We start from the raw sequence: 20,096 nt of genomic DNA on the forward strand, positions 1-20,096 counted from the left end.
TGCACGGCAAAATCACAGAGGTGAGGATCGGGATGCTGGGGCCACTCGAGGTCCGCACGGACGACGGCGTTCCGGTGGCCGTGCCGGGCGCCCGGTTGCGCGCGCTGCTGGTCGCCCTCGCGCTCGAACCCGGTCACGTGGTTTCCAAGGCGAAGCTGGTCGACTGGATTTGGGGTGAGCAGCCTCCCTCCGACGTGGCGAACGCCTTGCAGGCGTTGATTTACCGGTTGCGGAGGATAGCGCCCGGCGGGCTGGTCGAGGCGCAGTCCGGTGGGTACCGGCTGAGCGTGGAGCCCGACGCCGTCGACGCCCTGCGGTTCGAGAGTCTCGTCGGCCAGGCCCGGCGGGGCGAGGACGCGCAGCGGGCCCGGCTGCTGCGCGCGGCTCTCGAACTGTGGCGCGGCGCGGCCATGGAGGACATCGGGCTGCAGGACAGCGAGGCGTTCGATGCGGCGGTCTCCCGGTTCGAAGAGTTGCGCCTCGCGGCCTTGGAGGACCGGTTCGAGGTGGAAACGCGCCTCGGCCGCGGCCCGGAACTGCTCGCCGAGCTGACCGAGCTGGTGGCGGCGTACCCGACGCGGGAACGGTTCGCCGGCGCGCTGATGCGTGCCTTCGGCGCGGCCGGCCGGAGCACCGAGGCGCTGACCGTGTACCAGCGTACGAGGGAGGCCCTCGCCGACGCGCTGGGCGCCGAGCCTTCGCCGGAGTTGTCCGCGCTGCACGTCGCGCTGCTGCGAGACGAGCTGGCACCGCGGGAGGAGAGCCGGAAGACGAACCTGCGTGCCGAGCTGACCAGTTTCGTCGGCAAGGACGCCGACGTGACCGCGGTCGGCAAGCTCATCGGGGAACACCGGCTCACCACCCTGACCGGGCCCGGTGGCTCGGGGAAGACCAGGCTGGCCACGGAAACCGCGCGCACTCTCCTCGGGGATCTGCCGGACGGGGCCTGGCTGGTGGAGCTCGCCTCCGTCAGCGCGAGCGGGGACGTGGCGCAGGCGGCGCTCGCCGCGCTCGGCCTCCGGGACCAGGCCCTGCTCGGTGGGGTGACGAGCGGGGAGCCCGCGGACCGGCTCATCGCCGCGATCCGCGAGCGCGAGGCGCTGCTGATCCTGGACAACTGCGAGCACATGATCGAGTCGGCGGCGGCGTTCGCGCACCGGGTGCTCGGCGAATGCCGCCGGCTGCGGATCCTCGTGACGAGCAGGGAACCGCTCGGCATCATCGGTGAGGCGCTGTGGCTGGTCGAGCCGCTGGCCCTGCCCGCGGGGGACGCCGGCCTCGTCGAGATCGAGTCCTCGCCCGCCGTTCAGCTGCTGTGGGACCGGGCCTGCGCGGTGCGCAAGGACCTCGCGCGCGACGCGCGCACGCTGGCGAACATGGTGCGCGTCTGCCGCGCGCTGGACGGGATGCCGCTGGCGATCGAACTCGCCGCGGCCAGGCTGCGCACCATGTCCCTCGACCAGCTCGCCACCAGGCTCGACGACCGGTTCCGCCTGCTGACCAGCGGCAGCCGGACGGCGCTGCCGCGGCACAAGACGTTGCGCGCCGTGGTCGACTGGAGCTGGGAGCTGCTCACCGACGCCGAACGGATGGTGCTCCGCAGGCTGTCGGTGTTCTCCGGCGGGGCGAGCCTCGAAGCAGCCGAACAGGTCTGTGTCAGCGATGAGGTCGAGCAGGACCAGGTACTCGAGTTGCTCACCGCGCTGACCGAAAAATCGCTGCTGCGCACGGAGGGTGACAGCGCGCCACGCTATCGGATGATCGACACGATCAAGGAGTACGCCGGGCACCGGCTTGCCGAGGCGAGGGAATCGGATCTGGCGCGGCACGCGCATCTCGCGTACTTCACCGAGCTCACCGAGACGGCGGAACCTCATCTTCGCCGCGCCGAGCAGCTCGAATGGCTTGCCGCGCTCGAGGTCGAGCACGACAACATCGGTGGCGCGGTGCTCGACGCGATCGCGGCCGGTGACGCGCAAGGGGCGATGCGGCTCGCGGCGGCCGCCGGCTGGTACTGGTGGCTCGGCGGGCACAAGGCCGAGGGCACCGAGCTGGTCATCGCGGCGGCCACCACCCCCGGCGAGGTGACCGACGAGATCCGGGCCACGGTGTACTCGCTGGTGGTGCTGTTCGTGACGTCCGGGCAAGGTGACCAGTACCAGGCACAGGAATGGATCCACGACGCCTACCGGTTCAGCAGGCGCAGCCGCCGGCGTCACCCGCTGCTCGGGTTCTCCGCCCCGCTGGAACGCATGCTGCAGGCGCCGAACGAGTTCCTGCCCGCGTTCGACCCGCTGCTCACCGACGACGACCCGTGGGTACGCGCACTGGCCCGGTTGAACCGGGGCAACATGCGGATCATGCTCGGCCGCGACGAACCCGACGCGGACGCGGACATCGAGGCGGCGCTCAGCGAGTTCCGTGCGCTCGGCGAACGGTGGGGGACCTCCTTCGCGCTGACCTCGCTGGCGGACCGGCTCGCCATGCGCGGCGAGTTCGCCCGTGCGTGCCGGCACTACGAGCAGGCGATCGCGGTCGTCACCGAGGTCGGTGCCACCGAAGACGTCGTCCGGATGCGGACCCGGCAGGCCCAGTTGTACTGGCTGCAGGGTGACGAGCAGGCGAGCGCGGCGGCCATGAGCGAGGCGCAGCGGCACGCGGACCGGATCGCCTGGCCGGAGGCGCTGGCCGAACTGGCCATGTCGAAGGCGGAACTCGCGCGCTGGAGCGGCGACGCCGAGGAGGCACACCGGCAGGTCGCACTGGCGAAGACGTTGCTGGGCAACGGTTCGGAGATTTCCCACGTTCGCGCGGTGCGGCACGACCTGCTCGGCTACCTCACCGACGATCTTGACGAGGCCCGCGAGCACCGTGTCGAGGCGTTCCAGGCGGCTTCCGAGGCGGGGCACGTGCCGCTGATCGCGCAGGTCCTCGTCGGCGTCGCGGAGGTCGCCCTGCGCCGCGAGCAGTACGAACAGGCCGCGCAGCTGCTCGCGGCCAGCGCCGGCGTACGCGGGCTGCTGGATCGTTCCCAGCCCGACGTGGCTCGGATCGAGGAGGCCGTACGCCGTCGTCTCGGCGAGGCGGGGTTCGCCGAAGCGACCCGGGAGGGTGCGCAGGCGAGCTGGCGAGAGCTGGTGGAGATCACCCTCGCTTGCTAGAGCCGGGTCGTCGATGACGACGAGGTGACGATCCGAGGACGCGCCGACGTACCTTCGGCCACGGCCGCCACTGCCGGTCGGCGGCGGAAGGACGGGGCTGGAAATGGGATCGTGGCTGCGGCGATATCAGCATGATGGTCAGCGGGCGACGGCACTTGTCTGCCTGCCCCACGCCGGGGGCACGGCCGCGATGTTCTCCCCGTGGCATGCGCTGCTGCCCGCGGACGTCGAACTGGTGGGCGTGCAGTACCCCGGTCGCCAGGACCGGATGGCGGAGCCCTGTGCCGAAAACCTCCCCGACGTCGCGGACCGGGTGGCCGCCGAGCTCGGCGAGCTGGGCGACCGGTCGGTCGCGCTCTTCGGGCACAGTGTCGGCTCGGCCATCGCCTATGAGATCGCCGCCCGCCTGGAGCGGGACACCGATCTCACGGTCACACACCTCTTCGTGTCGGGGCGGAAAGCCCCGCATCGTCACCACGGCGAGCCGGACCACCGCCTCGCTGACGCGGACCTGGTCGCCGTGGTCCGGCGGTTCGGCGGCGACGTCGAGACGCTCGACGTTCCCAGCTTGTGGCCGGTCATCCTGCCGCCCCTGCGAGCCGATCTGCGGATGGCCGACAGGTACCGGCCCACGCGGGTGACGGCGCTTCGCACGCCGATCACCGCGTTCGGCGGCGAACGGGACCACGTCTGCGCGCCGCCGGATCTGGAGACCTGGCGCGACGCGACGGCTGCCGGGTTCGACGTCGAGGTGTTCCGTGGCGGGCACCATTACCTGACCGAGGACGCGACGCCGGTGGTCTCGGCGATCGTGCGGCGGCTCCGTCCCGGGGCGGCCGGGCCACCGCGAGGTCCGGCGGTGCCCGCACGTCCGCCGACGGCGCTCGAACAGGAAATCACCGTGCTGTGGCGGAAAAGCCTCGACGTGCGCGAGGTCGGGGCGGACGACGACTTCTTCGAGCTCGGCGGCAATTCGCTGATCGGGATGCGGATCATCGATCAGGTAAGGGAGAGCTACGGCGTCGAGCTGTCCGTGCGCGCGTTCTACCTGGCGCGGACGCCTGCCGGAGTCGCCGAGCTGATCGAGAAGGAGAAGGTGTCGTCGTGAGGCTGACTCCCGGTGCCGGACACACCGTCGATCTCGACCGCGTCGACCTGTTCGACCCGGCGCTCTACGCCTCGGGCGATCCCCACGCGGTGTGGGACGTCATGCGAGCCGAGGCGCCGTTGCGCCACCAGGTCCTGCCGGACGGCAGGGCGTTCTGGTCGGTGACCCGGTACGAGGACGTCTGCCGGGTGCTGGGCGACCACCGGGTGTTCACCTCGGAACGCGGTACCGTCGTCACCCAGCTCGGGCAGGACGACATCGCCTCGGGCAAGCTGATGACCTCCACCGACCCGCCGCGCCACACGCAGGTTCGCCGGGCGATCAGCGGCAGGCTCACCGCGCGGGCACTGGCGTCGTGGCGGGAGCGGATCCGCCAGGCCATCGTGCGCTTTCTCGAACCGGCACTCGACGGTGGCGCCTGGGACCTGGCCGAGCGGGCGTACCACCTTCCGATGGTCGTCGCGGGCTCGTTGCTGGGGATGCCGGAAGGGGACTGGGACGATCTCGTCCGGCTGACCGGCATGGTGACCGCCCCCGACGACCCGGAGTTCCGGGTCGGCAGCCAGACGATGACGCTGACGATCGCGCATCACGAGATCTTCGAGTACTTCGCCGAGCGCGTCCGGCGGCAGCGTTCGGCCGACGGCGACGCCGACAGCCTGCTCGAACACCTGATCACGGTCGGTGCGGGGAAAGCACACCTGACCGACGAGGAAATCGCCTACAACAGCTACAGCCTGCTGCTCGGCGCCAACGCGACGACGCCGCACACCGTCTCCGGCACGGTGCTCGCGCTCGCCGAACGGCCGCAGCAGTTCGACAAGGTGCGAGCCGACCCGTCGCTGATTCCGGCACTGGTCGAGGAGGGGCTGCGGTGGACCTCGGCGGCGTGCAACTTCATGCGGTACGCGACGGCCGACACCCGGGTCGGCGGCGGCACGGTCGCCGCGGGGGACGCGGTCGTCGCGTGGATCGGGTCCGCGAACCGTGACGAGTCCCAGTTCCCCGATCCGCACACGTTCGACGTGACACGAAGCGAAAACCGCCATGTCGCGTTCGGTTTCGGGCCGCACTACTGCATCGGCGCCCCACTGGCCCGGCTGACCGCCCGCGTCTTCTTCGAGGAACTGTTCCGGCTGTTCGACTCGGTCGAACTCGCCGGCGAACCACAGCACCTGAGGTCGATCTTCATCGCGGGCATGACCCATCTGCCCCTCGTCACCAGGAAGCGAGCGACGTCGTGATTCCTGCTTCCACCTCCGCGGGAAACCGGTCACCGTGGTTTCTCCGCCAGCCGTCACCTCGGCACCTGGCCCGGCTCTTCTGCTTCCCCTACTCCGGCGTGGGAGCCTCGTCCTTCCAGGGGTGGCCGACCACGATCGGCGACGTCGAGGTCTGCCCGCTTCAGTTCCCCGGCCGGGAGAACCGGATGGCCGAACCCCATTACGGTACCTACCAGAACCTCGCCGCCGCCCTGGTCGAACCGCTGGTGCCCCAGCTCGACCGGCCGTTCGCGTTCTTCGGGCACTGCTCCGGGGCGCTCGCCGCGTTCGAAACCGCGCTGGTGCTCGCCCAGCTCGGTCTGCCGGGCCCAGCCTGCCTCTTCGTGTCCGGTCAGCGGGCACCGGACGACGCCGGGCACGACCGGCTGCTCACCATGGCGGAACCCGACCTGCGTGCCGGGCTGGAATCGGTCGCCCGCGGCCGCGGCATCGAACCGAGGCCGGACATGCTCGACATGGGCATGGCCGTGCTGCGCCGGGACATCGAAGCCCATCGCGGCTACCGCAGGCCGGAGCCGATCGCGCTGTCCTGCCCGATCGTCGTCCTGCACTGGCGGGACGACCCCGAGGTGAGCCTCGAACAGCTCGGCGGGTGGTCCCGGTACGCCGATTCGGTCGACGTCCGGGTCGTCGCCGGCGGGCACTACGACTTCCTCGGGGCACCGGACGAGCTGATGCGGCTGGTGACGCGCTGGCGCTAGCGGCTACGCCGCGCCGCCGCGTTCCCTGGCGTACTGCTCGAACGGCTCGACGGGCCACATCCGGGTGAGGGCGCCGTGGGCCAGGGCCCGAGCGTACGCCCGCACCAGCCCGTGCACGCGGTAGCTGCCCGGCTCGGCAGGCTCGACGAAATGCCGGTCGGCAAGCGCGTCGAGTGCCTGTTCGGCACGGTTCTCCGGGACGCCGGTCAGCGCGGCGGCCGCCGCGAGGTCGATCCGGTCGCCCGCCATCTCGCCGAGTGACCGGAAGAAACGCCGAAGTTCCGTTGTCAGCCGCGCGTACGAGGACAGCAGCGCGGACGAGACGCTGCGGTCCTCGGCGCGGAGCAGATCCAGCAAGCGGTCGCCGTCGGCCAGCCGGTCGGCCAGGTCCGTCACCCGCCAGCCCGGGCGATGACGAAGCCGCGCGGCGGCGATCAAGATCGCGAGTGGCAACCCGCCACAGAGCCGGACGACCGTGCTCACGGCGAGTGGCTCGTCGGCGGCGCGCTCGTCGCCGAGTGCCCGTGCGAACAGCGACCGTCCTTGTTCGGCGGTCAACACGTCGAGCGACACGGTCCGGACCTCGTCGAGGCCGGCGAGCCGGTGCCTGCTGTTGATCAGTACCAGGCAGTTCGTGGTGTCCGGCAGCAGCGGCCGAATCTGTGCGCTGCTCAGCACGTCGTCGAGGACGATCACCGCGCGGCGGGTGCGCAGGCGGGCTCGCCAGAACGCGGCGCGTTCGCCGAGACCGGCCGGGATGTCGTCAGCGGGAACGCCGAGCACGGTCAGCAGGTGCCCGAGCGCGGCGGCAGGGCTCATCACCGCGCCGTGGTCGGCGTGGCTGCCCATGTCGAGGAAGAGCTGGGCGTCCCGGTAGTCCCCGGCCAGCTCCCGCGCGGCCCGGATCGTGAGCGCGGTCTTGCCGACACCGGGCATGCCGTCGATCACCACGGTGCCACCGTGCGCGGGCCGCCCGGCCGTGGCGGCGCGTGCCGTCGCGACGATCGCGCCGAGCTCCTCGGCCCTGCCGATGAGATCGGGAACATCGGGCGGCAGGGTGGACGGCCCGTGCGGCAGGCCTTCCGGTCTCGGCGCCAGCTCGTTCACCCTGATCCGCGCGCACAGCCCGCGTAGCCGGAACCCGGTTCGGTGTGGAACTCCTCGCTGAGGACGCGCCGAGTTGCAGATACGCCTGGGTGATCGCCAGTTTGCTCTCCAGCGTGTCCATCCACGGGCCGAGTTCCGCGACCAGCGCGAGCACGGCTTTCTGGTGCGCGATCGTCTTGCCGGGCTGCTCGACCTGGAGGCACAGTTCGCCGATCCTGGTGTGCGCGACCATCAACATCCAGGACAGCTCGCCGTCGGCGAACGCGTGCGGCATCCGCTCGGCGAACGCGAGCGCGCCGTGCAGATCTCCGTCGTTCGCCCGGAGATAGCTCGCGACGTAATGGGCTGTGCCGGCCAGCCAAGGCTCGTCACTGGCACAGAGCCGCGGTAACACGGAGCTGTTCGGATCCAGCACTTCCGGCAGCGAGCACAGCACGGTCCCGACGGCCCGGATCAGCTTGTTGGGCGAGTCCGGCCGCAGGCGGCGCAAGGTCACCAGGTACCGGCCGGTGCTCGCGTGCCGCAGGAACGCCGCGTGCACCGCGCACAACGTCGTCGCGGTGCGGGCGACATCGACGTAGCCGGCACTCGGCCGGTAGTGCGACAGAATCCATTCGGCGTCCTCGATCAGCGCCCGCAGCTTCGCGTAGTCGGACTCGGCGGTCCACAGGCCCAGCAGCACCGCGGCGGTCGCGGCGACGGTCGCCCCGTCCGACAGATCGAGCCCGTGTTGCAGCGCCTGGCGCAGGTTGTCCCGCTCGATGTCGATGCGCCGGATCGCGGAACCGAAATCGGCTGTATACAGCGAATCATGCTGCGATCGGCCGAAATTCCTCGCCCAGCACAGAAAGGCGTCCAGTACGCGGTCGTCGTCACCGGCCGCGGCCCGCTGCATCGCACCGAACTCGCGCAGCGTCTCCAACATGCGATACCGCACACCTGCGTCGGTGTCGAGCACCTTCACCAGCGAGTGATCGGCCAGCTGCGTCAGGAGGTCGAGCGCGTCCTCGCCGATCAGATACCTCGCCGAGGCGACGGTGAATCCGGTGGGGAACACCGAAACCGCGCTGAACGCCGCCTGCGCCGCCGGGGTGAGCAGGTTCCAGCTCCACTCGAACACGGCGTGCAGGGTGCGGTGGCGATGTGGCGCGTCATACGGTCCGTCGCGCAGCAAGGCGAACCGGTCGTCCAGCCGGCGGGTGATCTCGTCGACGGACATGATCCGCACGCGCGCCGCGGCGAGCTCGATGGCCAGTGGCAACCCGTCCAGGCGCCGGCAGAGCTCGGCGACCTGCTCCGCGGGCAGGTCACAGTCCGGGCGCACGGCCCGCGCGCGCTGCTCGAACAACTCCACGCTGGTGCGCAACGCCAGTTCGGGCAGCGGGTACACCGACTCCGAGTAAAGGCCGAGCGGTGCGCGGCTGGTCGCCAGCACCCGCAGCTGCGTGGTCGCCGACAGCAAGGTGGCGACCAGCTGCGCGACCTCGTCACTGAGGTGTTCGCAGTTGTCCAGTACCAGCAGCACCGGCGTCGAGCCGAGGGCGCGGACGATGCCTGCCACCTCGTCCGGGGCGAGCCCGCGCGGACCGGGACCGCGCCGGGGCAGGCCCACACCCAGGGTCGCGGCGACCTCGGCCACGCCGCCGCCCGGCTCGGTCACCCCCGCGAGCGAGACCACGTGCGCGATCCGCTGGTCCGCGTCGTGGCCGACCGCGTGGGCGAGCCGGGTCTTGCCGAGCCCGCCGGTGCCGACGATGGTCACGACCCGGGAGGTCCGGAGCAGCTTCTTGACGGCCGCGAGGTCGGTTTCGCGCCCTAGCAAGGGATTCGGCTCGTGGGGCAGCCCCCGGCGTACCGCTGGTTCGGTCGCCCACAACAGCCGCTGATGCTCGGCTCGCAGTGCGGCACCCGGATCCGTGCCGAGCGCGGCGCGCAGCTCGCGCCGGTAGGTGGTGTATCTCGTCAGTGCGGCCACCGGACCCGCGGTCGCGGCTTCGGCGCGCAGCAGTTCGAGGAGTAGTTCCTCGTCCCGCGGCTGATCGGCCGTCAGCTCCGCGAGCACGTCGAACGCTTCGGCGTGCCGGCCGAGACGGCCCAGCGCCAGCGCGCGAGATCGGCGAAGCGCGTGGAAGGTCGAGGCCCGCTCGGCCCGCAGCTGGGCGACCGGATCCGTGCCCGTCATCTCGTCGACAGCGGCGCCGTCCCAGTACGCGAGCCCCGTCTCGGCGTGCCGCAGCGCCCCGGCATGGTCGCCTTCGCGTGCACATCGCGTCGACGCCGCGGCTTCGATGAGCACCGCGGAGACGTCGACCTGGTCCTCTCGTAACGCGAGCCGGTAGCCGGTCGACGTCCGGACGATGACGTCCGGGCCGACCTGTGCCCGAAGCCGGGAGACCAGGATCTGCAGGGCCTTGGCCGGATTCACCGGCCGTTTGTCCCACCAGAGCCCGGTGACCAGCTGGTCGGCGCCGACCCCGGCGTGCAGTTCTCTGGCAAGAAGCGCGAGCAGGCCGCGTAGCCGGGCTCCGTTGAGCTCGCGGCCGAGGTAAGCCACCCGGGTGAGGATGGTCAACTCGGTGGGCACCGCGTCAGAATAGTCAGGTCGGTCCGGGTTAGCGAACCGTTTCATGCTCGAAAAGGTTCGCACACCGCGTAGCCGCCTCGGCGAAAACGCTTCGCCGAGGCGACCGCACGACGGCCGGCGGCCTGGCACAAGCCGGTCGAGGTCACCCTCGCTTGGTGAACTTCCGCCGCGCCCACAGGTAACCGATCAGCATCAGCCCGACGCACCAGGCGATCGCCGCGATCGCCGGGCCCGCCGACGGGGTGCCGGCGAGGAGCCCGCGCAGGGTTTCGATGATCGGGGTGAACGGCTGGTACTCCGCGAACTGCCGCACGCCGGCACCCATTTTGTCGGCCGGTACGAAAGCGCTGCTCAAGAAGGGAAGGAGGACGAGCGGGATAATACCGAAGTTCGCGGTTTCCGGTGTCTTCGCGGCGAGACCGAGCGCGACGGTCAGCCAGCCGATCGCGAGCAGGGTCAGCACGATGATACCGATTACGCCGAGCCACTCGGGGAAACTCGCGGCCGGCCGGAATCCCATCACCAGCGCGAACGCGATGATGAACACGATCGCCGCCAGACTCCGCAACATGCTCGCGATCACGTGCGCGACGAGTACCGCGGTCCTGGACACGTCCATGATCCGGAGCCGGTTGATGATCCCGGTCGCCATGTCCGCGTGCACGGAAACGGCCGTCGGGCCGACCCCGTAGCCGATGGTCATCATGATCAGTCCTGGTGTCGCGTAATCGACGTAGTTGACGCCGACGCTGAACGCGCCGCCGAATACGTAGACGAACAGGAACATCATGATGATCGGGAAAAGGATGGCACTGAACAGTGTCATGGGATTCCGCACGGTGTGCCGGAAATTGCGCTGGAACATGGTCGCGGAGTCGGTCAGGGAAGCGGTGATGGCGTTCATTTCGCTACCTCTTTGCTCGCGCGGCCGGTCAGTGCGAGGAAGACGTCGTCGAGATCCGGCGTGTGCACGGACAATCCCTCGACCTCGACCGAGTGCCGATCGAGCCGGTCGAGCAGTGCCCGCAACGATTTCACGTCGCCGTCGCCGGGTACGCGCAGCGTCAGTGCGTCATCGTCCCTTGTGGACTCGGGCAGGGCCCGTGTCGCGACGTCGAGTTCGTACAGGTCGAGGAACCGCAGTTCGACATGGCTGCCGGGCACCTGGCGCTTGAGCTGATCGGCGGTGCCTTCGGCGACCAGGCGGCCCTTGTCGAGTACGGCGATGCGGTCGGCGAGCTCGTCGGCCTCGTCGAGATACTGGGTAGTGAGGAAGATGGTCAGGCCGTCGGCGACCAGTTCCCGGATGATCTCCCACATGGTGCGGCGGCTGCGCGGATCGAGTCCCGTCGTGGGCTCGTCGAGGAAGATGATCCGCGGCCTGCCGACCAGCGTCATGGCCAGGTCGAGCTGACGGCGCATGCCGCCGGAGTAGGACGCCACCGGCTTGTCCGCCGCTTCGACCAGGTCGAACCGTTCGAGCCAGCGGTCGGCGACGCGCTTGCCCTCCGTCTTGGGCAGGTGATGCAGCGCCGCCATCATCAGCAGGTTCTCCGTACCGGTGAGGAGGTCGTCCACCGAGGCGAACTGCCCGGTGACGCCGATCGCCGCGCGCACCGCCTTGGTTTCCGTGGCGACGTCGTACCCGGCGACCGTCACCTTCCCCGCGTCGGCCGTCAGCAACGTGGTCAGCACGTTCACCGTCGTGGTCTTCCCGGCGCCGTTGGGGCCGAGCAGGGAGAAGATCGTGCCGGCCCGAACGTCCAGATCGATACCGTCGAGCACGGTCTTGTCTTGGTAGGCCTTTCGCAGCCCCGAGGCCGAGATCGCTGAACTGTTCATGGCGACCACGATCGCGGACCGGCCTGATACGGAGCAGTTACCGCACTGATACGGCCCCTGATACGGGCCCGGTCCTGCCGCGTCTTCGCGGTTGACCGGAGGCAGGTCCCGCGTTGTAGTATGTAAGCAGGTGCTTACAAACAGGACCTTTCGACATTCCGGGAGTTTTCGCGATGACCACCACGCAGAGCGAACCGCTGGCTTACCCGTTCAACGAGGAGGAGGGGCTGGCACTGAACGAGGCCTACGCGGCGGCGCGCGAGGCCGAGGGGATGATCCGGGTCCGGCTGCCCTACGGCGAACCGGCCTGGCTCGCGACCCGGTACGCCGACGCGCGGTTCGTGCTGGGGGATCGGCGGTTCTCCCGCGCGATGGCGGTCGGGAAGGACTACCCGCGGACGTCGGCGGGCACCCGGGACAGTGGCATCCTGTCGATGGATCCGCCGGACCACACGCGGCTGCGCACGCTGGTGGCCAAGGCGTTCACGATGCGCCGGGTCGAGACGCTGCGGCCCCGGGTGCGGGAACTCGCGGCCGAGCTGATCGCCGGAATGAAGGATGCCGGGGCACCGGCCGACCTGGTCGAGGACTACGCGCTGCCGATCCCGGTCGCGGTCATCTGCGAGCTGCTCGGCGTGCCGACCGCGGACCGGCCGAAGTTCCGGGCCTGGAGCGACGCGGCGCTGTCGAGCAGCGGGCTGACCGCCGAGGAGTTCGACGCCAACCGCGAGGAACTGCGCGAGTACATGGCGGGCCTGATCGCCCAGCACCGTGCCGAGCCCGCCGACGACCTGATGACCGCGCTGATCGAGGCCCGCGACGTCAAGGACCGGCTGACCGAGCTGGAGCTGATCGACCTGTGCGTCGGCATCCTGGTGGCCGGGCACGAGACCACCGCGACGCAGATCCCGAACTTCGTCTACGCGCTGAAGGAAGTGCCCGCCCGCTGGGAGAAGCTGGTCGCCGAGCCGGAGCTGATCCCGACCGCGGTCGAGGAGCTGATGCGCTTCGTCCCGTTGGGCGCGGGGGCGTCGTTCCCGCGGTACGCCACCGAGGACGTCGAGGTGGGCGGTGTGCTGGTGCGGGAGGGGGAGCCGGTGCTCGTCGCGGGTGGTGCGGCGAACCGGGACGCGCTGATGTTCGACGACGCGGACAAGCTCGTCTTCGACCGGCCCGACAACCACCACCTCGGGTTCGGCCACGGCGTCCACCACTGCCTCGGCGCGCCGCTCGCGCGGCTGGAACTGCAGGAGGCGCTGGCCGCGCTGGTGCGCGAAATGCCAGGGCTGCACCTCACCGGCGATATCGTGTGGAAGACGCAGATGCTGGTGCGGGGCCCGCGGTCGATGCCGATCGGCTGGTGAACGCATGAGTGACGCTCGCGAGCGAATCGAGGACATCGCATGAGCTGGAACGTCGAGGTCGACGGGAACACGTGCATCGGCTCGGGGATGTGTGCCGCGCTGATGCCCGAACTGTTCGAACTGGACGGCGCCGTGGCCCACCCGCTGGCCGAGCGGGTCGATCCCGGCGAAACCGTGCTGGACGCCGCCGATTCCTGTCCGGCGATGGCCATCACGGTCACCGCCGGCGGCGAGGTGGTGGGCCCCCGGCCGTAGGCGGTGCACCCCGGAAGGTCACCATGGGGAGTGAGAACGTCCTCATGGTGACCTTCGGGTACGCCACGACCGGAACGGAGCAGCCGTGGCCCATCTCGAATCCGCCGCCGAGGTGTACGACGCGCTCGGCACGAAGTACGAACACGCCTTCCGCGACTGGCCGGAGCGGCTGAAGACCGTCGAATGGCTGCTCGGGAACCTGCCGAGCGGGGCGAAGGTGCTGGACGTCGGATCGGGGACGGGGCGGCCGACGGCCGAGCTGCTCGCCGCGGCGGGCCACGACGTCACGGGCTGCGACGTGTCACCGAAGATGATCGAGATCGCGCGGAGCCGGGTGCCCGCCGCGCGGTTCGAACTGGCCGACATGCGTTCGCTGACGTATCCGGCAGGGACCTGGGACGCCATCGTGGCGTTCTTCTCCATGCTGCAGCTGACCCGGTCCGAACAGGACACCCAGCTGGCCCGGTTCGCCGAGTGGCTGGCGCCGGGCGGCCACCTCACCTTCGGCACCGTCCCCGGCGACGCGGACGACATCGTGGGCGGGTTCATGGGGCACACCTTCCGGTCGAGCACCTATCCGGCCGAGGTGTTCGCGGCGCGCCTGGCCGAGGCCGGGCTGGACCTGGTCTACGAGCACCGCGCGCGGTACACGCCGGATCTGCCGGGCGCCGAGCCCGAGGACCAGGTGTTCCTGATCGCCCGCAAGCCCTCCTGAGAAGGCTCAGCCGAAGCGGCCGTGTTCGGTGACCACGGCCGTGATCAGCGAAGCCGGGGTGACGTCGAAGGCCGGGTTGAACACCGGCGCGCCGGCCGGGGCCACCACCGTGCCGCCGAACTCCGTCAGCTCGGCGGCGTCGCGTTCCTCGATGACGATCTCCTCGCCACTGCCCAGCGAAGTGTCCACAGTGGACGACGGAGCGACCACGACGAACGGGACGCCGTGGTGCCGCGCGGCGATCGCCAGCCCGTAGGTGCCGATCTTGTTCGCGACGTCGCCGTTGGCCGCGATCCGGTCGGCGCCGACGAGCACGCAGTCGACCATCCCGCGTGCCATCGCCGCGGCGGCCGCGCCGTCCGGCTGCACGCGGTAGGGCACCCCCGCCCGTTCGAGCTCCCACGCGGTCAGCCGCGCACCCTGCAACAGCGGCCGGGTCTCGTCGACGAGCACGGATTCGACCAGGCCGCGGTCCTGCAGATGCCAGACCACGCCGAGCGCGCTGCCCCAGGCGACCGTGGCGAGGCTGCCCGCGTTGCAATGGCTCAGCAGCCGCAGCGGACGGCGCGGGCAGGCGGCCAGCACGATCTCGGCGGCGTGCGCGGAGGCCGTGCGGTTGAGTTCCTCGTCCTCGTCGAGGATCGCGAGCGCCTCCAGCAGCACCGCGTCGGCGCCCTCCGGCAGCTTCGCCAGCGCCCGCTCGACACCCCAGCTCAGGTTGACCGCCGTCGGCCGGGCGCCGGCGATGCGCTCGGCCTCGGCCCGCACGTCCTCGCCCGACCGGGCCACCAGCGCCACCCCGAGCGCGCCCGCCGCGCCCAGCGCCGGAGCGCCCCGGACCGCGAGCCGCCGGATGGCGTCGATCAGCTCGTCCGCGGTGCGCAGGGTGAGCGTGCGGAACTCACCCGGCAGCGCGCACTGGTCGATGATCACGATCGCGTCTTCGGCCCAGTCGATGGTCCTGCGCACGAGCACCCCCGCATGTCCAGTGGTCGATCACGACCCCGCCGTCATGCCCATCTTGTCGTGGTTCCGCGCCCTTCGCGATCTCCTCGACAGGGCTTTACCTCGGCGCCGGGGTCGAAGACCGAGTGCGCCGGGGGAGGATGGCGACGACTCCGGCGAGCACGGCGAGCGCCAGGCCCACCACCTGCGTCAGTGTTCCGGCGAAGGGAAGTACGTCCGACGGCGTGCTCAGCCGTCGGCCCGACTCCGGATTCATGAACGCGGTCAGCACGAACGTCAGTGAAAGCATCATGCTCAGCTCGATCATGGCGTTGCCGGGAAGCACCGCGACCAGGATCGCCAGGACCAGGAACAGAATCGGCCCGGGCCCGTCCCAGTTGAAACCTTCGGGCGCGGCGTCACCGACGGCGTCGAGCAGCAGGCCGGCGAACACGAGCGTGACAGGGACGCGGCGGGGGTTGTGCGAGCCGAGCGGCGCGACCCAGGGTTCCGGACGGGTGCGGTGGTTGTGGACGATGGCGAACAGGCCCGCCACCGCGGAAATCGCGAGGCCGGCGAGCATGACGATGTTGCCAGCGACGACACCACCGCGTGGGTCGGCGAGGTTTCTCAGCAGGTTGCCGCCGGCGAGGCCGCCGATGGTGATCCACAGCGACAAGGCGATCGCGGCGGCCGGTGCCCAGTTCGAACGCCGGTCCAGCAGCACGATGGCGGCGGCGCCGAGCACGTAGAACAGTCCGGGCGGGAAACCGAAGCCCTTGAACATGGCGGGCGCGGAGATCCATTGCACGATCAGCCCGGCGGCGCCGACGAGCTGACCGCCGACGGTGAGCGAGGTGGGGACGGAGAACCGGCGGTGTGGTGCGGTGAGTGTGGTCATGCCCACAGCGTTTCGCGGATCCGGGCGGGTGGCGTCGGCCCAGCTACGGCACCGCGGCTACGTAGCCGTGCGTACCGGTGGCCATGACTACGCTCGTCGCGGTATCCCGCGGGCGCCCCGGATATCCGGTGGCCGGGCATGGTTCGCCACCGCGAGGATGCGGCCATGACCATCGAACGCCACACTGTGCCGTTTGTTACCAATCCGACCACAGTCACGGCTATCCAGCTTGCGTAGCAACGGTTACATGATGCCCGGCGTCCGCCTACTTTTGGTCGGATTAGTAACCTGCCGGGCCTGCATGCCACGCCCGGATACCACCACGTCACGATCACCGAGGCGCGGCGCACGGTCTATCTCGCCGGGCAGTGCCCGCTCGACGCAGACGGCCAGGTGGTGCGCGGTGACGTGCTGGCCCAGACCGATCAGGTCGTGGCCAACACCGCCACCGCGCTCGCCACCGCCGGAGCGACTCCCGAAGACGTCGTCCGGACCGTCATCTACGTCGCCACCGAGGAACGCGAAGTGCTCTCCGCGGTGTGGGCCCGGCTCACCGCGTCCGGGATCGGCACGGCGAGCACCCTGCTCGGGGTCGCCCGGCTCGGCTACCCGGGCCAGCTCGTCGAACTCGACGTCACCGCGGCGCTGCGCTGACCCCCTCCCTCACAACCCCGCCATGATGTCGGTCTCGGTGATCCCCGGCCCCTGACCGGCACGGATGAACCACTCCGTGCCGAAGGCGTGCGCGAAGCCTTCGTCGGGCATCGCGAGGAAGAACGACTCCTCGGGGATCTGGCTCGCGTGCGCCCGCATCGCGGCCCGCTTCGCGTCGAGATACGCCGTGACGTCGACCGCGCCGGTGATCACCGCTTCCGGCTTGCCGAAACTGTCCTCTTCGGACACATCCGGCAGCGCCTCCTTGGGGATCAGGCCCTGTTCGATCGCGGCCTCGATGCCCTTGCGCATGTGATCGGCGTTGTTCGTCGCCTCGTACACCCGCGGCGTGCCCGCGAGCTCGGCCGCGCGCATCCCGACCCGGTGCACCTGGATGTGATCGGGGTGCCCGTAGCCGCCGTTGTCGTCGTACACCGTCAGCACGTCCGCCTCCTCCTCGCGCAGAATCGCCGCGAGGCGTTCGGCGGCCTCCTCGACCGGGGCCGTCCAGAACGAGCCCTCGTGCTCGTTGCTGGGCTCGCCCATCATCCCGGAGTCGCGGTAGCCGAGGAACTCGACGCGTTTGACACCGAGCACCTCCGCCGCCGCGTGGGTCTCGCGCACGCGGCGCTCCCACAGTTGTTCACCCTCGGCGAGGAATCCCTCCGGGACCTCGCCGACTTCGCCCCGGGTCGCGACGACGAGCACGACCCGGTGCCCCTCCTCGGACGCCTTGCGCATCACGCCGCCGGTGACGATGCATTCGTCATCGGGATGGGCGTGGAAAGTCACCAGTGTGGCCATACGAGCGAATCTACCGGCTCACCCCGACAGAAAACGCTCCGGAATGCTCAGGCGGGCGTCTTCGGTTTGGTGAACCACCCCGCGTAGGTCAGGAGCAGGCCCATCGCGGCCAGGAGACCGAAGAAGACGCGGGCGAGGAGGGTCGCGGTCGGGGAGAGCAGCGTCGCGTCGACGCCCGACCGGATCGCGGAAGGCGTGGCGATCAAGAGGAATCCCCGGACGGCGACGAACCAGCCGAACAACGAGATGGTGACCGCGAGCGGACCGCGCCAGCTGCGGTGCCCGCCGATGACGACCAGTCCGCCGCCGAGCATGAGGGCACCGAGCAGCCAGACCAGGACGGGCTGTGCGAACAGCTCGTCGACGAGCCCGATCAGCGCGGGCAGGCGGATCGCGTAGACGATGGTGAAGGTGGCGACGTAGGGACCGATGACGCGGGCGAACGCCCGGGTGCGCTCCTGTGCCGCGAGGGTGGCGGTAGGCACTTTTCCGTCCTTGTCTTCCGGTGCCGGGTCACTCCCCGGCGGGATGTGGTGTGCCGGGCCGGTACCCGGCCTGGTGGAGCACCGCGCGCAGGAATCGCTCGACGTCGGCGGCGGTGCTGGTGTCCGGTCGCACGGCCAGGTGCTGCCAGATCGCGCCGGTGAGCAGGTCCAGCAGGACCTCCGGGTCGCTGTCCGGCGGCAGCTGCCCGCGGTCGCGGGCCTGTGCGAACACCTTCTGGCGAGCGCGGTCGCGATCGGCACCGAACAGGTCGTGGTACGCGCGGGCGAGTTCGGGGTTGTCCTCGATCGCGCCGTAGACGCGCCGCAGGAGGCGCCGCTGCCGCGGGTCGGCGAGCAGGTGCGCCCAGCCGGTCACCAGGTGCTCGACGTCGCGGATTTCGGGTGTGCGCGGGGGATTCCCGTAGGCGCTCTCCACGGTGGCGATCAGCAGCCGGGTCTTGTCCGGGAACCGCCGGTACACGGTGGCTCTGGTGACTCCGGCGCGCCGGGCCACCTGCTCGATGCTGGTCGCCTCCGCGCCGCGTTCGATCAGCAGCTCCAGCGCGGCGGCCAGGATGGCGGCGTCGGCTTCTCTGCTGCGCGGACGGCCTGCGGTGCTCACGTTGATTACAATACAGTACAGCTCTGTATTGTAAAGGGTCGGGGTGCGCTGCAGGCGTCCTGCAGCTTCTTTGGGTCCGGCGCCTCCGTGGGTTGGTTCTCGGTGGGCGAACGGGGGCGGCCGGTCTGTTCGCGGAGCCACCACGTCTCGAACGCTCCGTCCGGGACGCTCAACGTCTCGAACGCGTCGTTCAGGACGCGAACCGCCCTCAGACGTCCCGAACGCTCCGTTCGCGACACTCGCGCAGCGCGCGACAGGTCCACTCGCCCCTCACCAACGCCATGAAGGAGTCCTTACCGGCACCCTCACCCGTGGGGAAGGCGAAGCGGGGTTGCGTTTTTCGGCTGGCTTCCTCGCTGCCCAGGGCGAAGGCGGTTCGTTTCGAGTGCTGTTCCTGGCAGGCCGGGACGGCAGGATGAGGGGGTGGCCGGAAGGCGTCCCGGTCATCGCCAGGGTGAGGCGACCAGGACCTTGTCGGTCTCACTCCGGGAAGGCCCTACCCCCGCCCTCCCGCCATGTTCGAGGGGCGGTCTCCGGGAGCGCCCCCACCGTCCGGAGCCCGCCCCTCACCGTCCCGCCGGGGTCAGGAGGCGGCGCGGCACAACGTCCGGTACGGCGTGCAGCCATGCGTGGTGCGGTAGTACCGCGCGAAGCGGCCGGGGTGGAAGAAGCCCCAGCGGGCGGCGATCTGGGTGACGGTGACGCCGGTGGTGGGATCGGCCGCGAGCAGTTCTCGGTGTGCCTGGTGCAGACGGACGGTGCGGAGGTAGCCCATCGGCGTGGTACCGCTGCGGTGGAAGGCGTACTGCACCGCGCGGATGGTGACGTGCGCGGCCGCGGCGATGTCGGCGACGCTGATGTCGTTGTGCGGATGGTCGTCGATGAACGCCATGGCACGTCGCAGCGTGGCCGAGTGGGCGTCGTGCCGGTCCTCGATGGTCGGGTCGGTCAGCGCGGTACTGGGGAAGGTGGCCAGGATGGTGGCCGCCAGCAACTGCGGTGCCGTGGAGGCGATCAGCGGACTCTCCCGCATCACCGGGTCGGCCGCGACGTGCTCCCGCAGGAAGATCATGGTGCGTAACAGCTGGTGCCCGGCGGCGGGGGAGACGGGCCGGTAGCCGGTCAGCCGCACCGGGGTGTCGACGCGGCCGGGCGTGGGCGCGGCCACCAGGGACAACAGCGACGGCTCCAGCGCGGCGACACTGAACCGCGCTTGGCTCTGGCGACCCGCGTACGGCCGATCGGGCTGGGCGACCAGGAACACCTCGCCCACGCCGTGACTGTCCCGCACGCCCTCGGTTTCCACATACGGGAAGGAGCCGGATTCCACCCCGAACAGGGCGAGACGGCCCAGCGGCTCGACGGCGTAGTCGGCGTCGAAACCGTAGTCCGCCTGGTCGAGACTGATCGGTCCCAGCGGATTCTGGTCGGCCAGAAAGCTGTTCCTCGCCGGAGAGCGGATCCTGAACCGGATCGACGCGTAGCTGCGGGCGATGAACTCTTCGATCTCGTCCAGGTCGTGGCTCTCGAAGTCGTGTCCCATGATGCCCCCGCCGAAGGCCAGG

General features: G+C 70.4%; 17 protein-coding genes and 1 pseudogene. 8 read left to right on the forward strand and 10 right to left on the reverse strand.

The window, feature by feature from the left end; all coding sequences use genetic code 11:
- Positions 1-20: 20 nt before the first annotated feature.
- The 4 genes from ACFW0G_RS36910 to ACFW0G_RS36925 all read left to right on the forward strand — a co-directional run bounded on the left by ACFW0G_RS36910 (position 21) and on the right by ACFW0G_RS36925 (position 6,253).
- On the forward strand, positions 21-3,161 hold the full coding sequence (locus tag ACFW0G_RS36910; RefSeq protein WP_378330137.1) for a BTAD domain-containing putative transcriptional regulator: 3,141 nt from the start codon (positions 21-23) through the stop codon (positions 3,159-3,161).
- A 103-nt stretch (positions 3,162-3,264) separates the two neighbouring features.
- Positions 3,265-4,269 carry an alpha/beta fold hydrolase gene (locus ACFW0G_RS36915; RefSeq protein ID WP_378330138.1) on the forward strand — a complete coding sequence of 335 codons (1,005 nt, stop codon included), beginning with the start codon at positions 3,265-3,267 and terminating at the stop codon, positions 4,267-4,269.
- Positions 4,266-5,513, forward strand: coding sequence for a cytochrome P450 (locus ACFW0G_RS36920; protein WP_378330139.1), 1,248 nt, complete (start codon positions 4,266-4,268; stop codon positions 5,511-5,513). The genes ACFW0G_RS36915 and ACFW0G_RS36920 overlap by 4 nt, the downstream gene beginning before the upstream one ends.
- Positions 5,510-6,253 carry a thioesterase II family protein gene (locus ACFW0G_RS36925; protein WP_378330140.1) on the forward strand — a complete coding sequence of 248 codons (744 nt, stop codon included), beginning with the start codon at positions 5,510-5,512 and terminating at the stop codon, positions 6,251-6,253. Before ACFW0G_RS36920 ends, ACFW0G_RS36925 begins: the two co-directional genes overlap by 4 nt.
- A 3-nt stretch (positions 6,254-6,256) precedes the next feature.
- Here ACFW0G_RS36925 and ACFW0G_RS36930 read toward each other — a convergent pair whose 3' ends face one another.
- The 4 genes and pseudogenes from ACFW0G_RS36930 to ACFW0G_RS36945 form a co-directional block, all read right to left on the reverse strand.
- Positions 6,257-7,204 carry an NB-ARC domain-containing protein gene (locus tag ACFW0G_RS36930; protein ID WP_378330141.1) on the reverse strand — a complete coding sequence of 316 codons (948 nt, stop codon included), beginning with the start codon at positions 7,202-7,204 and terminating at the stop codon, positions 6,257-6,259.
- Positions 7,205-8,804: 1,600 nt separating this feature from the next.
- A pseudogene (locus tag ACFW0G_RS36935) lies at positions 8,805-9,989 on the reverse strand (BTAD domain-containing putative transcriptional regulator); the annotation flags it as partial.
- Positions 9,990-10,086: 97 nt separating this feature from the next.
- Positions 10,087-10,848 (reverse strand): ABC transporter permease, encoded by a 762-nt coding sequence (locus ACFW0G_RS36940; protein ID WP_378330142.1) that lies wholly within the window; start codon positions 10,846-10,848, stop codon positions 10,087-10,089.
- Positions 10,845-11,786 carry an ATP-binding cassette domain-containing protein gene (locus tag ACFW0G_RS36945; RefSeq protein WP_378330143.1) on the reverse strand — a complete coding sequence of 314 codons (942 nt, stop codon included), beginning with the start codon at positions 11,784-11,786 and terminating at the stop codon, positions 10,845-10,847. Before ACFW0G_RS36945 ends, ACFW0G_RS36940 begins: the two co-directional genes overlap by 4 nt.
- A 173-nt stretch (positions 11,787-11,959) precedes the next feature.
- Between ACFW0G_RS36945 and ACFW0G_RS36950 the strand changes: the two genes are divergently transcribed.
- From ACFW0G_RS36950 to ACFW0G_RS36960, 3 genes are all read left to right on the forward strand, one after another.
- On the forward strand, positions 11,960-13,150 hold the full coding sequence (locus ACFW0G_RS36950) for a cytochrome P450 (protein ID WP_378330144.1): 1,191 nt from the start codon (positions 11,960-11,962) through the stop codon (positions 13,148-13,150).
- Between the two features lie 39 nt (positions 13,151-13,189).
- Positions 13,190-13,405 (forward strand): ferredoxin, encoded by a 216-nt coding sequence (locus ACFW0G_RS36955; protein WP_378330145.1) that lies wholly within the window; start codon positions 13,190-13,192, stop codon positions 13,403-13,405.
- 85 nt (positions 13,406-13,490) lie between these two features.
- The gene (locus tag ACFW0G_RS36960) at positions 13,491-14,120 is read left to right on the forward strand and encodes a class I SAM-dependent methyltransferase (RefSeq protein ID WP_378330146.1); all 630 of its coding nucleotides are present in this window, start codon (positions 13,491-13,493) and stop codon (positions 14,118-14,120) included.
- A 6-nt stretch (positions 14,121-14,126) separates the two neighbouring features.
- Here ACFW0G_RS36960 and mtnA read toward each other — a convergent pair whose 3' ends face one another.
- On the reverse strand, positions 14,127-15,089 hold the full coding sequence (mtnA, locus tag ACFW0G_RS36965) for an S-methyl-5-thioribose-1-phosphate isomerase (protein WP_378330147.1): 963 nt from the start codon (positions 15,087-15,089) through the stop codon (positions 14,127-14,129).
- Between the two features lie 94 nt (positions 15,090-15,183).
- Positions 15,184-15,966, reverse strand: a complete 783-nt coding sequence (locus ACFW0G_RS36970) for a hypothetical protein (RefSeq protein ID WP_378330148.1) — start codon at positions 15,964-15,966, stop codon at positions 15,184-15,186.
- Positions 15,967-16,263: 297 nt separating this feature from the next.
- Here ACFW0G_RS36970 and ACFW0G_RS36975 point away from each other — a divergent pair, with 297 nt between their 5' ends.
- Positions 16,264-16,620 (forward strand): RidA family protein, encoded by a 357-nt coding sequence (locus tag ACFW0G_RS36975; RefSeq protein WP_378330180.1) that lies wholly within the window; start codon positions 16,264-16,266, stop codon positions 16,618-16,620.
- Between the two features lie 9 nt (positions 16,621-16,629).
- Here ACFW0G_RS36975 and ACFW0G_RS36980 read toward each other — a convergent pair whose 3' ends face one another.
- From ACFW0G_RS36980 to ACFW0G_RS36995, 4 genes are all read right to left on the reverse strand, one after another.
- On the reverse strand, positions 16,630-17,424 hold the full coding sequence (locus tag ACFW0G_RS36980) for a PIG-L family deacetylase (protein WP_378330149.1): 795 nt from the start codon (positions 17,422-17,424) through the stop codon (positions 16,630-16,632).
- Between the two features lie 47 nt (positions 17,425-17,471).
- A complete protein-coding gene (locus ACFW0G_RS36985; protein WP_378330150.1) occupies positions 17,472-17,909 on the reverse strand; it encodes a hypothetical protein in 438 nt (145 codons plus the stop codon).
- 28 nt (positions 17,910-17,937) lie between these two features.
- Positions 17,938-18,531 (reverse strand): TetR/AcrR family transcriptional regulator, encoded by a 594-nt coding sequence (locus ACFW0G_RS36990; protein WP_378330151.1) that lies wholly within the window; start codon positions 18,529-18,531, stop codon positions 17,938-17,940.
- A 583-nt stretch (positions 18,532-19,114) separates the two neighbouring features.
- Entirely contained in the window at positions 19,115-20,074 is a 960-nt protein-coding gene (locus ACFW0G_RS36995) for a helix-turn-helix transcriptional regulator (protein ID WP_378330152.1), read from the reverse strand.
- Positions 20,075-20,096: the final 22 nt, after the last annotated feature.

The sequence above is a fragment of the Amycolatopsis sp. NPDC058986 genome (assembly GCF_042741125.1).
In the GTDB taxonomy this organism is placed as follows: Bacteria; Actinomycetota; Actinomycetes; order Mycobacteriales; family Pseudonocardiaceae; genus Amycolatopsis.